Origin of the sequence: Phenylobacterium sp. (assembly GCF_037968635.1) — a bacterium.
Lineage (GTDB): Bacteria > Pseudomonadota > Alphaproteobacteria > Caulobacterales > Caulobacteraceae > Phenylobacterium.
On the sequence record NZ_JBBKVV010000174.1, the window covers coordinates 17,266 to 29,328 of the forward strand.

General features: G+C 68.2%; 14 protein-coding genes and 1 pseudogene. 9 read left to right on the top strand and 6 right to left on the bottom strand.

Annotated elements, in window-relative coordinates:
• Positions 1 to 174: 174 nt before the first annotated feature.
• The 3 genes and pseudogenes from AAC997_RS18710 (at position 175) to AAC997_RS18720 (ending at position 2,231) form a co-directional block, all read left to right on the top strand.
• On the top strand, positions 175 to 597 hold the full coding sequence (locus AAC997_RS18710; protein WP_340647217.1) for a hypothetical protein: 423 nt from the start codon (positions 175 to 177) through the stop codon (positions 595 to 597).
• An 89-nt stretch (positions 598 to 686) separates the two neighbouring features.
• Positions 687 to 827, top strand: a pseudogene (locus AAC997_RS18715) (VOC family protein); the annotation flags it as partial.
• Between the two features lie 84 nt (positions 828 to 911).
• The gene (locus AAC997_RS18720; RefSeq protein WP_340647218.1) at positions 912 to 2,231 is read left to right on the top strand and encodes an acyl-CoA dehydrogenase family protein; all 1,320 of its coding nucleotides are present in this window, start codon (positions 912 to 914) and stop codon (positions 2,229 to 2,231) included.
• A 61-nt stretch (positions 2,232 to 2,292) separates the two neighbouring features.
• On the opposite strand, the gene AAC997_RS18725 is transcribed toward AAC997_RS18720, so the two are convergent.
• Positions 2,293 to 2,703 carry a cytochrome c gene (locus AAC997_RS18725; RefSeq protein ID WP_340647219.1) on the bottom strand — a complete coding sequence of 137 codons (411 nt, stop codon included), beginning with the start codon at positions 2,701 to 2,703 and terminating at the stop codon, positions 2,293 to 2,295.
• Between the two features lie 2 nt (positions 2,704 to 2,705).
• Entirely contained in the window at positions 2,706 to 4,295 is a 1,590-nt protein-coding gene (locus AAC997_RS18730) for a flavin monoamine oxidase family protein (RefSeq protein WP_340647220.1), read from the bottom strand.
• 162 nt (positions 4,296 to 4,457) lie between these two features.
• On the opposite strand from AAC997_RS18730, the gene AAC997_RS18735 reads away from it, so the two are divergent.
• The gene (locus AAC997_RS18735; RefSeq protein ID WP_340647221.1) at positions 4,458 to 5,321 is read left to right on the top strand and encodes a transglutaminase-like domain-containing protein; all 864 of its coding nucleotides are present in this window, start codon (positions 4,458 to 4,460) and stop codon (positions 5,319 to 5,321) included.
• Between the two features lie 4 nt (positions 5,322 to 5,325).
• On the opposite strand, the gene AAC997_RS18740 is transcribed toward AAC997_RS18735, so the two are convergent.
• On the bottom strand, positions 5,326 to 6,291 hold the full coding sequence (locus AAC997_RS18740; protein ID WP_340647222.1) for a phosphotransferase: 966 nt from the start codon (positions 6,289 to 6,291) through the stop codon (positions 5,326 to 5,328).
• 286 nt (positions 6,292 to 6,577) lie between these two features.
• Between AAC997_RS18740 and AAC997_RS18745 the strand changes: the two genes are divergently transcribed.
• Genes AAC997_RS18745 through AAC997_RS18760 form a run of 4 tightly spaced genes read left to right on the top strand, consistent with a single transcriptional unit; the run spans position 6,578 to position 9,211 of the window.
• Positions 6,578 to 7,336: a TSUP family transporter gene (locus AAC997_RS18745; protein WP_340647223.1), complete on the top strand. Its 759-nt coding sequence runs from the start codon at positions 6,578 to 6,580 to the stop codon at positions 7,334 to 7,336.
• Positions 7,333 to 8,088, top strand: a complete 756-nt coding sequence (locus AAC997_RS18750) for a sulfite exporter TauE/SafE family protein (protein ID WP_340647224.1) — start codon at positions 7,333 to 7,335, stop codon at positions 8,086 to 8,088. The genes AAC997_RS18745 and AAC997_RS18750 overlap by 4 nt, the downstream gene beginning before the upstream one ends.
• Complete coding sequence (locus tag AAC997_RS18755) at positions 8,085 to 8,675, top strand: GNAT family protein (RefSeq protein ID WP_340647225.1); 591 nt, start codon at positions 8,085 to 8,087, stop codon at positions 8,673 to 8,675. Before AAC997_RS18750 ends, AAC997_RS18755 begins: the two co-directional genes overlap by 4 nt.
• 2 nt (positions 8,676 to 8,677) lie before the next feature.
• Entirely contained in the window at positions 8,678 to 9,211 is a 534-nt protein-coding gene (locus tag AAC997_RS18760; RefSeq protein WP_340647226.1) for an NUDIX domain-containing protein, read from the top strand.
• On the opposite strand, the gene AAC997_RS18765 is transcribed toward AAC997_RS18760, so the two are convergent.
• The 3 genes from AAC997_RS18765 to tadA form a co-directional block, all read right to left on the bottom strand.
• Positions 9,208 to 10,086, bottom strand: a complete 879-nt coding sequence (locus AAC997_RS18765) for an SDR family NAD(P)-dependent oxidoreductase (protein ID WP_340647227.1) — start codon at positions 10,084 to 10,086, stop codon at positions 9,208 to 9,210. The genes AAC997_RS18760 and AAC997_RS18765 overlap by 4 nt on opposite strands.
• A gap of 61 nt (positions 10,087 to 10,147) precedes the next feature.
• Complete coding sequence (locus tag AAC997_RS18770; RefSeq protein WP_340647228.1) at positions 10,148 to 10,582, bottom strand: DUF6265 family protein; 435 nt, start codon at positions 10,580 to 10,582, stop codon at positions 10,148 to 10,150.
• Positions 10,579 to 11,031 carry a tRNA adenosine(34) deaminase TadA gene (gene tadA / locus AAC997_RS18775; protein WP_340647229.1) on the bottom strand — a complete coding sequence of 151 codons (453 nt, stop codon included), beginning with the start codon at positions 11,029 to 11,031 and terminating at the stop codon, positions 10,579 to 10,581. The genes AAC997_RS18770 and tadA overlap by 4 nt, the downstream gene beginning before the upstream one ends.
• Positions 11,032 to 11,043: 12 nt before the next feature.
• Here tadA and AAC997_RS18780 point away from each other — a divergent pair.
• Positions 11,044 to 12,063 (top strand): pseudouridine synthase (locus AAC997_RS18780; protein WP_340647230.1); only part of this gene is annotated, 1,020 nt, incomplete at its 3' end.

A 12,063-nucleotide genomic window follows, 5' to 3' on the forward strand; every position in this document is an offset into this window, starting at 1 on the left:
AGCAGCCGTGGCCCCTGAGTGCTAACGACGGGCGGGAGGTAGGGTCGGAGGGGCCTGGAGTCAAGCGTGACTGGAGCTGAAATGGGTCAGCGGGCGAATCCGCTTGGCCCCTGGGGGACCGTCCAGATAAGGGTTCGTGCGAGGGAAGAAACCTAAAGTCCCAGGAGATTATCCATGCGCCGCATCTTCGCGTTCGCCGCTCTGTCCGCCATGGCCGTGGCGTCCGTCGCCAGCGCCGAGACCTGGACGCCCTACACCACGCCCACCGACAACGGGCTGCAGTGGTCCTATGACGCCGACTATTCCTACCGCGACTCCGCGTCCGGCAAGGTCGTGGTGCTGCAGGCCATCGGCAAGGCCGGCGCCACGCCGCGGGTAGGCCCCAGCGCCCCCGGCGCCGCAGACGGGGTCGGTAGCGTCGTGGGCGTCGATTGCAAGGCCAAGACCCTGATCACGATCGGCTCCTATTCTCCGTCCAAGCCCCTGGTGCTCTCCGACACCTGGCGCGAGGCCACGCCTAAGAAGGCCGATGGAGCCGACAACAAGGCCCTGATCTCCGCCGCCTGCGAAGGCGCCGACAAGCTGCCCTCCAAGTAGGGATTGCCAATCCGGCCCGGCGTCCTAGCCTCTGGAAAGCCCGAGGAGGGACGCCGATGCTGGACCATGTGAGCCTGAAGGTCGCTGACCACGCCGCCGCCCTGGCCGCCGGCGGCCGCGACAACGGCCCGCCTGGCCTGCGCGGGCGCTATCACCCCAGCGACTACGGCGCCTCCGTCCTTGATCTGGATCGCCACAATATCGAGGCGGTCCGCCACGCCTCAGCCTGACGCTGTAAATTGAAACGCTTGTTTGATTTTGCCGCAAAGTGCGCCAAAGCTGACGACAATCAACAAATTCGCAGGAGAGACCCGATGAGCGAGACCCAGGACAAGGCCCAGTCCAGCTTCAAGCTGAACCCGATGGACGAGCTCAACGACCTGCGGATGTCGGCCAAGGCCCTGCCGCTGCTGGAGCATGTGCGCCGCTTCATCAAGGAAACCGTCCAGCCGATGAGCGAGGAATTCCATCGCCTCGGCGCCGGCAAGGCCGACATCTGGAGCTATGCGCCCGGTCAGCTGGAATGCCTTGAGAAGGCCAAGGACAAGGCCAAGGCCGAGGGCCTGTGGAACTTCTTCCTGCCCAACGCCGAGACCGGCGAGGGCCTGTCCAACCTCGACTACGCCTATATCGCCGTCGAGCTGGGCAAGAACCCGATGGCCTCGGAGACCATGAACTGCGCCGCGCCCGACACCGGCAACATGGAAGTGCTGGAACGTGTCGGCACCCCTGAGCAGAAGAAGCAGTGGCTGGAGCCTCTGCTGGCCGGCAAGATCCGCTCGGCCTTCGCCATGACCGAGGTCAACGCCGCTTCGTCAGACGCCAAGAACGTCAACACCCGCGCCACGCTGGTGGGCGACGAGTACGTCATCAACGGCGAGAAGCACTACATCTCCGGCGCCGGCGACCCCCGCTGCAAGATCATGATCACCATGGTCCAGACCAGCCCGGACGGCCCGCCCAACCTGCGCCAGTCGCAGATCCTGGTTCCCACCGACGCGCCCGGCGTGAAGATCGTCGGCCCCATGAATGTGTTCGGCGATCCCGACGCGCCGCACGGCCACATGCACATCATCTTCGACAACGTCCGCGTGCCGGCGTCGAACATGCTGCTGGGCGAGGGCCGCGGTTTCGAGATCAGCCAGCTGCGCCTCGGCCCCGGCCGGATCCACCACTGCATGCGCGCCATCGGCCAGGCCGAGAAGGCCCTGGATCTGATGGTCACCCGTGGCCTGAGCCGCGAAGCCTTCGGCAAGCCGATCATCCAGCTCGGCGGCAATGTCGAGAAGATCAGCCGCGCCCGCATCGACATCGAGGCTATGCGCCTGATGGTGCTCAAGGCCGCCAAGGCCATGGACGTCCTGGGCAATCAGGAAGCCCGCGTCTGGATCCACATGGTCAAGGCCATGGTGCCGGAACGGGTCTGCCAGATCATCGACGAGGCGATCCAGATGCACGGCGCGCTCGGCGTGTCGCAGCACACACCGCTGGCCCGCATGTACACCTCGACCCGCACCCTGCGGATCGCCGACGGCCCCGATGAAGTCCACCACATGGTCGTGGGCCGCAACGAGCTGCGCCAGTACCGCGAGATGCCGCACGATCCGTCGAACGCGGCGGTCTTCCGGAACTAGTTGTTCGGCGACATCGACGAACCGATCGAGAGGCGGGGGCGAAGGTCCCCGCCTCTTTTCGTTAGTGGCCCGCGGCTGCGGGCGGCGGCGACAGGCGCTTGACGTCCTCGGCGGTCACCGGCTCGGGATAGTTGTTGCCGAAATTGGTGCGGACATAGGTGATCACCGCCGCCGTCTGTTCGGGGCTCAGCATGTCGCTGAACCAGGGCATGCCGCCCCGGCCCTTGGTGACCATCACGATGGGATAGGCCGCCATCTTCATCTTCGGGTTGCCGGCCAGGGACGGGAAGACGGCGGCCCCCACCGCGCCCTTGCCGTCGGCCATGTGGCAGGTCTGGCAGACCGTCTGATAGACCTCCTGTCCGGTCTTCGGCACGGGGGGCTTGCCGCCCCCGGGGCCGGGTTCGTCGGCGACGGCCGGCGCTGCGAGCGACAGGGCCGCCGCCAGGGCGAGCTTGGTGATCATCTTCATGCTCAGGCCTCCAGCGCGCGCTTGTGCAGACGGGTGATGGCGTCGAGGGAGGAGAGCAGGGAGCCCTCCATCCAGCAGCCGACGTAGGAGGCGTGCTCGCCGGCCAGCACCACGCGGCCGTCCAGGGCCACCAGGTCCTGGTAGTGGGCGGCCCGCGTCTCCTCGGTCCAGCGGGCGCAGCAGCCGAGGATCCAGGGCACGCGGTTCCAGGCCACCGAGGCGCCGTTCGAGAACTCCTTGCGGTAGCTCTCGGGGTGGAAGACCGACCCCTGGGCCAGGGCCGCCTCGATCCGCTCCTGTGGCGTCATGCCGGCCAGGTGATAGCCGCTCATCCCGCTGGCGAAGGCGCCCAGCAGCACGGCCGGGCCATCCTGCAGGAAGTTGTTGTTGGGGTAGGAGACCAGGCCGATCTCCTGGTTGGTGAAGGAGTGGCCGCCATAGATGGCCGCGTCCTCCTCCCAGAACCGCCGTTTCATCTCCAGGCCGATCTTGACGGAGTTGGAGTAGGGCACCGCGGCGATAGCCGCGTTCATCTTCTCCGACATGTTGTTTTCGATCTGGCTCAGCACCGTCAGCGGGATGGTGCAGACGCACCAGTCGGCCTTGGCCTCCGTCACCACGCCGGTCCCGGTGTCGCTGTAGGTGACCGTGACGCCCTTCTTGGCCTGGTCGATCTTGGTGACCTTGGCGTTGTAGGTGATCAGCGGCTGGACCTGCTTGGCGAACGCCTTGCCGATCATGCCCATGCCCCCCACCGGCTGGAACATGGTGGTCTGGAATTCCTCGTTCATGAAGAACGACATGTTCCGCCAGATCTTGGAGTCCAGCACGTCCTTCAGGGCGAAGACATCCGAGGGCGAGGGCGCCCCGCCCACCCCACCGCCGGGATTGCGCGCGAACCCGCGGTGCTCCGACGAGCGCAGGTTCTTGGCGTACTTCATGTCGCCGTCCAGCATGCCCCACTCGCGCAGGGCCTCCTTCAGGCGGTCGCGGTCCTCCGCGGTGACGCTGGCGTCCAGGCCCTTCTGGTCGATGGCCTTGCCCAGCAGTTCGGCGACATTGCCCTCGAAGTCCGCGGCCAGGGACTTGAACCGCTGCGGCTTGCCGCCGAACGCCTCGGTGTTGTGGACATAGGCGTTGTGGTTGAACTGCACGAAGGGCTGCAGCTCGACATTGAAGGCCTTGCAGTAGTGCAGCAGGGTCCGGTGATTGTGCGGGATGCGCCAGGGTCCCGGGTTCAGGTAATTGCCGTCGGCGAAGCCCACCTTCTGGGTCGCCCCGCCCATCTCGGTGATGGTGTCGCCGCCATAGACCGACCAGTTCCGGCCCCCGGCGCGGTTCTGGTATTCCAGCACGGTGACCTTGTAGCCCGCCTTGGTCAGCTCATAGGCCGCCAGCATCCCGGCCAGACCCGCCCCCAGCACGATCACCGAGGCGCCTTTTCGCGCGCCCGACAGCTTGGGTGGCCCCGTGAACTGGCTCTCGGCGGCGTAACCGAGGGTGGTCATCATGTTGTACATCAGGGCCGACCCGCCCAGCATCCCGATGGTCGACAGCAACTGCCGCCGCGTCGTTTTTCCAGCTTCTTCCATGGGGCGCCTTCCCTGAACTCTGAACCCTTCCACGCCTAGGGACGACGCCGGCTGCGCGCCAACCGCCAGCGTGCGGCCGCGCCCCTTTTCGGCGACCTGCCTGTGCTTTGGCGGATAGGCCTAAAAACTGGCCACGGATCGGGCAGGGGCTATGCTCGGCCCATGACCCACAACAGCTTCCTCGACGGCTACCGCACCCCTGGCGTCTTCACCGGCCTGGGCGACTTCGAAGCCGAGATCGACGGTCTGCCCGCTGAGGTCGGCGCCGTCGCCGCCTTCGTCCACGGCCTGCTGATCCACGAGGGCCTGACCGGCGCCTATGGCGTCACCCTGGCCCCCGGACGCGCCGACGAAAAGCAGCTGCACGGGACCGCCGCCATGCTGCGCCAGGGGATGCGATTGCACGACCGGCCGATCACCGAGGTCCGCGCGCCCGAGCATCGGGTCGTGGGCGTCTGCCGCCACTTCGCCACCCTGTTCGCCGCCGTCATGCGCCGGAAGGGTTTCGCCGCCCGGGTCCGCTGCGGCTTCGCCAACTATTTCGAGCCCGGCAAGCACTTCGACCACTGGGTCGGCGAGTACTGGGACGGGGCCCGCTGGGTGCTGGTGGATTCCCAGGTCGATGACCTGCAGCGCAAGCTCTTCAACCTCACCCTCGATCCCCTCGACGTGCCCCGCGACCGCTTCCTGGTGGGCGGTGACGCCTGGCGCGCCTGTCGGCAGGGCGCCGACCCCATGAGCTTCGGCGTGTCGGGTACCGAGATGTGGGGCCTGGTGGAGGTCTATGGCGACATCTTCCAGGACCTCGCCGCCCTCCAGAACATCGAACTCCTCCCCTGGGGTTGGTACGGCCTGGCCACCGACGAGGCGGGGATGGCGGAGACCGCGCTGATCGACCGGCTGGCGGACATCTCCAGCCGGGCGGACGAGGCGGCGATGGCGGAACTCGCGGAGTTGTTGGCGGCTGACGAACGGCTACGGCCGCCTCTCGACCGGGTGGCGGAAACCGCGAGGGCTGAGGCCTGAATTTCTAGAGCCGCCGTGCTCGGCCCGTCACGATGGCCTCCAGCCGCCCCGCTGTGTCGCGGGGATGGTCTGCTGGATAGTTCATCAGCTGCACCAGTTCCCAGAGGGCGTCATAGACCTCCAGCCGCTCGGCAAGGTGTGGGCAGGCGAACAGTTCGGGATAGGCGTCGCGCAGCCATCCGGCTACGGGAGCGTAGAGGGCGGCTGACCCTTCGGCAGAGCCTGGACTGAAGACCTCCGGCGCTTCCAGGAACCTCAACAGCACGTCTAGCTCCCGATCCGGCGGCGCCGCGCCAGCGCTCTCGAAATCCACGAGGGCCGCCCGGTCGCCGTCCCAGATCACATTGGCGAAGGAGAGATCTCCGTGCGTCAGCACATCGTCGCTGGTCGCGAAGCCGCCAAGTCGTGCCGCGATGAAGTCGCTGGTCATCTCCAACAGGGCGGCTGGCGCGGTGTTTCGTTCAAGATTGGCGTCGATCAGTCGGCGGTAATGCGCCGGTTGCACGCGCAAGGCTCGAGATGGGTCGCCACCCGGTTCCAGGCTCGCCGCCCGCCAGGGCGGCTCCCGCAGGTCCGGCGACAGCGGCGTCGCATGGAGCCCACGCAAGGTCTCGGCCAACGACCTCACAGCCCGTTCACGCTCCACCACATCCAGGCCGGGCCAGAGCTGCATCAGGTTTGCGCCAGGTAACCGGGTTTGGATCATCCACTCCCGATCCTCCATTTGGCCGGTCGCCACCACGCGGGGGCAGGGCAAGTCCCGGAGAGCCCGCAGCACGCCGGCCTCATGGCTGAGCGATCCCTCGAACCGGCCCGAGGCGATCCGCACCACGTAGGTCTCGCTTGCCCAAATCTCATTGGACCAGCCGGCCATGGGCTGGAGCGGTCCGCCCTTGAGGCCGTGTCGCGTCAGCAGGGCGGCGGCCCACCCGGCGGGATCGCGGTTCAAATCTACAGGGGCATCCTTCATCTGGCTTAGCCTAGGCCGGGTGGTGGTGCGCGATCCACCCTCTCGACGGCTCCGCTTGTTCGGGTGTAGACCCTCCCTTGCTCCCCGAGAGCCGGGGTCGATCCGCCAGAGCGAGATCCCCAGGCTCCGTCCTCGCCGCGACCGGCGGACGTTTGAGAGCACAGCGCCTTCCTCCGGAGGGTGAGCGGGCGGACCCGCACATTCCGCGCACGATGCGCAGCTGTCCGGCGATCGGAGGGGGCCTGTGTCCCGCTCGACGAAGCCGGCGCAACCGGAGGACGACCCCATGAGCGCTCTCGCAGCCCTCTTCATCACGGTTCTGGCGTTCGTGACCGCCACCCTGTCGGGGGTGTTCGGCATGGCCGGCGGCCTTGTCCTGATGGGGGGGCTGGCGCTCGTCCTCCCCGTCTCTGCGGCCTTCGTCACCCACGGCCTGCTGCAGCTGGTCGCCAACGGCTGGCGGGCCATCCTGCACCGCAAGCATGTCGCCTGGCGGATCGTGGCCCTCTACGCCCTGGGTTCGCTGATCGCCGGGACCGCGATGTCGCTGATCGCGCTGACGCCGTCCAAGCCCTTCCTCTTCTTGTTCATGGGCCTGCTGCCGGGCCTGCTCTGGCTGCCCCAGGACTGGATCAAGCTGGACGCCGCGCGGCCGGGCCAGGCCCTCCTCTCAGGCATCCTGGTGACCGGAGTGAACCTGACGGCCGGGGTGGCCGGGCCGCTGCTGGACATCTTCTTCGTCCGCACGGCGCTCACCCGCCACGTCATCGTCGCCACCAAGGCCGCGACCCAGGTCTTCGCCCACCTGGCCAAGATCATCGTCTATGGCGGGCTGATGCTGCGCACCCATGACGGCGCGGCCATGCCGCCGCTGTGGCTATTCGCGCTGGCCGTGCCGCTCTCGATGCTGGGCACGGTGGCGGGGGGGCGAATTCTCGACAAGCTCACCGACATCAACTTCAAGCGCTACACCCGACTGATCGTGACGGCGGTGGGGATCCTGTATCTGGTCCAGGCCGGACAGCTGTTCCTGAGCGCCCCTTGAGCGCCTGGCTGGGCGCCCTGATCCTGGCGGCGGTCCTGGCCACCGCCACCCTCTCGGGCGTCTTCGGCATGGCGGGCGGGCTGATCCTGATGGGTCTGCTCACCGCCCTGCTGCCGGTCCCGGCGGCGCTGGCCATCCACGGCCTGGTGCAGATGGCGTCGAACGCCTCGCGCATCGTGCTCCATCTCCGGCACATCGTATGGAAGGTGGTGGGGTTCTACGCCGTCGGCGCGACAGCCACGATGGCCGCCTTCACGGTGGTCTCGTACGTGCCCAGCAAGGCGGTGGTCTATCTGGCCCTCGGCCTGCTGCCGATCCTGATCTGGGTCCCGGAGCGCTACAGCCCTCTGGACGCCGCCCGCCCCAGCCACGCGGTGCTGGCGGGCGTGCTCTCCACCGCCATGGCGCTGACCTCCGGCATCTCCGGGCCCCTGGCCGATCTCTTCCTGGTGCGCAGCGCGCTGACCCGCCACCAGGTGCTGTCCACCAAGGCCGCCCTGCAGATGTTCAGTCACCTGTCCAAGGTGTTGTTCTACGGCGGGGCGATCCTGATGGCGGGCGGCGGCGGCTTCGCGCCGCCCTGGCTGCTCGTCAGCGCCTGCGCGCTCGCCGTCGTCGGCGTCACCCTCGGCGCCCGCGTTCTCGACAAACTGACCGACCAGGGCTTCCGCGCCTGGCGGCGCTGGATTTTCACCGGCGTCGCGGCGGTGTACCTCGTCCAGTCGGCGCTGCTGTTTGCGAGGGGCTCATGAAAGTCGATCCGACCCGGGTGATGGAGAACCGCTTCGTGCGGCTGGAGCCGTTCACGCAAGCCCACAAGGAAGACCTGCGGGCCGCCTGCGACGCCGACCCCCCGGTCTGGACCGACCTCTATCCCTATTCCATGGCCGGGGAGCACTTCGACCCCCAGTGGACCCAGATGCACGCCAACCAGGCCAAGGGGGTCTCGATCCATTGGGCGGTGGTGGTGGACAGCCGCTGCGTCGGCCTCACCTGCTACTCCTCCTACGACCTGCCCAACGCCAGCCTGGAGATCGGCGGCACCTACTACCATCCCGACTATCGCGGCGGGGCGGTGAACCCGGCGGCCAAGCGGCTGATGATGGGCCAGGCCTTCGGCGACGGCGCGCGCCGCGTGGTGTTCCGCGTCGACGCCATCAACGCCCGCAGCCGCGCCGCCGTCCTGAAGCTCGGCGGCAAGCTCGAAGGAATCATGCGTCAGGACCGCGTCACCTGGACCGGCCGCGTGCGCGACACCTGCATCTTCTCGGTACTGAAGGACGAGTGGCCCGCGGTGCGGGATGGGCTGGATACAAGGCTGGCGGCCTTCGAGGCCTAGGGGTGTTCGACACCCTCATCGCGGGCCGCACGCCCAGCTATCAGGGCGAGGCTCGGTGGGGCGCGCAGATTCATCTGTCGGTGCGGGTCTTCCCCTGCACCGAACCCCCGCCCGCCGACCTCGTCACCTCTGTGCGCGGCGTGGTGTTCAAGGACACAAAGGTCGTGGTGGTGGACGACGGCATCGACAGCCACGTCATGCCCGGCGGCCGTATGGAGCCCGGCGAGACTATCGGTCAGACCCTGGCGCGTGAACTGCGGGAGGAGTGCGGCTGGTCCGTGCCCAGTCCCTGCCTCTTCGCGATGATCTGCTTCCGCCACCTGTCGGCGCGACCCGAAAATTACCGCTACCCCTATCCCGACTTCCTGCATCTGCTGTTCGTCGGCGAGGCGGGCGACTACCGGCGCAGCAGTCTGAAGCGGGCAGGCGAGATCGAGACCGGCTCGCGCCTGGTCCCGATCTCTCGCGCGCTCACCACCCTGTCGCTGGAGCAGCAGGCGATCCTGCGGCTGGCGATGGGCGCGCGGGGCGCCTAGGCGCTGGCCGCCGTCTTCTCTTCCGCTGCGGGGAAGAACACGTCCTTGGCGTGGTCGGCGACGTCCTGGGCGGTGTAGGGCTTGCCCGGGTTGAAGCCGTCGGTCTGCAGCATCTTGATCTCGCGCACGCCGCGCGAGGAGACCCCCAGCACCTTGCCGGTGTGGTCGGCGGCGAGGTCGGAGACCATGTAGAGCACGCCCGGCGCGATGTTCTCCGGCAGGCTCATGGCGTCCGGCTCCTTGCCCTGGCGACCCGGCAGATCCGACGTCATGCGGGTGAAGGCGCCCGGCGCCAGGCCCATGACCCGGATGCCGTACTTGCGCCCCTCGATGGAGAGCACGCGCATGAAGCCGTAGATGCCGGCCTTGGCCGCCCCGTAGTTGGACTGGCCGAAATTGCCGTAGAGGCCCGAGGTGGAGCTGGTCATGACGATGGCGCCGGGCTTGCCGTTGTCCTTCATCCACTTCCAGACCGGCATGGTGCAGCAGTAGGTGCCCTTCAGGTGCACCTTCACCACCAGGTCCCAATCGGCCTCGGAGGTGTTGGCGAAGGTCTTGTCGCGCAGGATGCCGGCGTTGCAGACCAGGATGTCGATCTGCCCGAAGTTATCCAGCGCGGTCTTGGCGATGTTCTCGCCGCCTTCCATGGTCGACACATCGTCGCCGTTGGCCACGGCCTTGCCGCCGGCCGCGATGATCTCGTCGACCACCTTCTGCGCCGCAGCGCTGGTCCCGTTCCCGGAGCCGTCGCGGCTGCCGCCCAGGTCGTTCACGACGACGCTGGCGCCCTCCTTGGCGAACAGCTTGGCATAGGCCTCACCCAGACCGCCGCCGGCGCCCGTGACAATCGCCACCTTCCCATCAAGAAGTCCCATGGTCGTTCTCCCTATGATTTAATTATCCCGCATCATCGAACCGCGCCGGCCGCCTGACAAGCTAGTCCGCGGGCGCGACCCGCCGATACGTCCAGTGCTCGGCGCGCGGCTTGCCGCCGACCAGGCCCTCGATCCCGGCGCAGAGGTTCTCGCCGCAGCGGCGGTACATGACCCGCTGCGGGAAATCGTGGGCCTTGTTCTCGAAGACCGCGCTGCCGGGATCGCTCGCGATGGCCACGAAGGGTGTCGGCGCCTGGCCCTGCACATGGGCGGTGAAGGTCAGGCCGGCCGGCTCCACCGTGATGGTCATGAATTCCGCGCGCGCGGCCTTGCCCGGCCGGTTGGTCTGACCCGCCCCGGACATCGCCCCGCCCAGGGGCGCAAGCCAGGTCTCCCGCGTCACCACGCCGTCCTTCTCGTGCGTCCAGGACCCAGCCATCCAGGTCAGGTCGGCGGGTGCGGCGATCACCGCCGCCGCCAGAATCGCCAGCATCATGTCGTCTCTCCCTTTTTTCGCCGCGCCCGGAAGAAGCCCTTCAGCATCGCCGAGCTCTCCTGCGCCAGCACGCCGCCTGTCACCTCGGGCCGCCAGTGGCAGGTGGGTTGTTCGAAGAATCTGGGGCCATGCGCCACCGCCCCGCCCTTGGCGTCGTCGGCCCCGAACACCACCCGGCCGATCCGGGCGTGGCTGATGGCCCCGGCGCACATGGCGCAGGGTTCCAGAGTCACCACCAGGGTCAACCCCGTCAGCCGGTAGTTTCCCAGCTTTTGCGCCGCCGCCCGCAGCGCCACGATCTCGGCATGGGCCGTGGGATCATGGGCGCCGATAGGCTGGTTCGCCCCGGTTGCGATCACCTCGCCGGACACGGGATCGACCACCACGGCGCCCACCGGGGTCTCGCCACGGTCGGCTGCGGCTTGCGCCGCTTCAAGCGCGATGCGCATGGTGCGAAAATCATGGTCCACGATCCCCAAGACACCCAGGACGACCCCGCAGGTCAAGGCGGCGAACGTATCGCCAAGGCGATGGCGCGCGCCGGCGTGGCCTCGCGCCGCGAGGTGGAACGGCTGATCGAGGCCGGCCGCGTGTTCGTCAACGGCGTGCAGGTGACGACACCGGCCACCAAGGTTGAGCCCGACGACGTGCTCACCGTCGACGGCGCCCTGGTCCAGGCGGCCGAGCCCGCCCGCCTGTTCCGCTATCACAAGCCCGTCGGCCTGGTGACCACCCACAAGGACACCCAGGAACGCCCCACGGTGTTCGACGCCCTGCCCAAGGCCCTGCCGCGCCTGATCTCAGTGGGTCGCCTCGACATCAACACCGAGGGCCTACTGCTGCTGACCAATGACGGCGGCCTGGCCCGCGCCCTGGAGCTGCCCTCCAGCGGCATCGTGCGTCGCTACCGGGCTCGCGCCCGGGGCCGCGTCACCCAGGAGAAGCTCGACAGCCTGAGGGACGGCATCACCGTCGAAGGCGTCAGCTACGGCGCCATCGAGGCCCATCTGGACAAGGTCAAGGAGGGGGGGCAGGGCGCCAACGTCTGGATCACCCTGACCCTTGCCGAGGGCAAGAACCGCGAAGTCCGCCGCGTGCTGGAGGCCCTGGGCCTCACTGTCAACCGCTTGATCCGCATGTCCTACGGGCCCCTGGCGCTCGGGACCCTCGGGGTCGGCGAGATCGAGGAGGTCGGCCCCCGCGTGGTGCGCGAGCAGTTCGCCGACCATATCGCGCCCGGAAACCTGCCCACCGGGGACCGCGCCCAGTTCGCCAAGCCCATCGCCACCCACTCCGGCGGCGATGCCCTGCGCCGGGGCCGCACCGCGCCCGGCGCGGGCCACCACACCGGTCCCGATGACGGCATGCCCGCCAAACCCAAGACGGTCTACAAGGCCGGCTGGGCCAAGCCGACGATCACCCCCAGCCCCCATCCCAAGCGCAAGGCCAAGCCCAAGCCGGCCGGCCCCGTCGCCCAGGTC

Coding starts and splice junctions, on each gene's coding strand:
- AAC997_RS18720 (WP_340647218.1), top strand. CDS start 912: ATGAGCGAGACCCAGGACAAGGCCCAGTCCAGCTTCAAGCTGAACCCG.
- AAC997_RS18765 (WP_340647227.1), bottom strand. CDS start 10,086: ATGGGACTTCTTGATGGGAAGGTGGCGATTGTCACGGGCGCCGGCGGC.
- AAC997_RS18745 (WP_340647223.1), top strand. CDS start 6,578: ATGAGCGCTCTCGCAGCCCTCTTCATCACGGTTCTGGCGTTCGTGACC.
- AAC997_RS18735 (WP_340647221.1), top strand. CDS start 4,458: ATGACCCACAACAGCTTCCTCGACGGCTACCGCACCCCTGGCGTCTTC.
- AAC997_RS18725 (WP_340647219.1), bottom strand. CDS start 2,703: ATGAAGATGATCACCAAGCTCGCCCTGGCGGCGGCCCTGTCGCTCGCA.
- AAC997_RS18710 (WP_340647217.1), top strand. CDS start 175: ATGCGCCGCATCTTCGCGTTCGCCGCTCTGTCCGCCATGGCCGTGGCG.
- tadA (WP_340647229.1), bottom strand. CDS start 11,031: ATGCGCATCGCGCTTGAAGCGGCGCAAGCCGCAGCCGACCGTGGCGAG.
- AAC997_RS18740 (WP_340647222.1), bottom strand. CDS start 6,291: ATGAAGGATGCCCCTGTAGATTTGAACCGCGATCCCGCCGGGTGGGCC.
- AAC997_RS18770 (WP_340647228.1), bottom strand. CDS start 10,582: ATGATGCTGGCGATTCTGGCGGCGGCGGTGATCGCCGCACCCGCCGAC.
- AAC997_RS18730 (WP_340647220.1), bottom strand. CDS start 4,295: ATGGAAGAAGCTGGAAAAACGACGCGGCGGCAGTTGCTGTCGACCATC.
- AAC997_RS18755 (WP_340647225.1), top strand. CDS start 8,085: ATGAAAGTCGATCCGACCCGGGTGATGGAGAACCGCTTCGTGCGGCTG.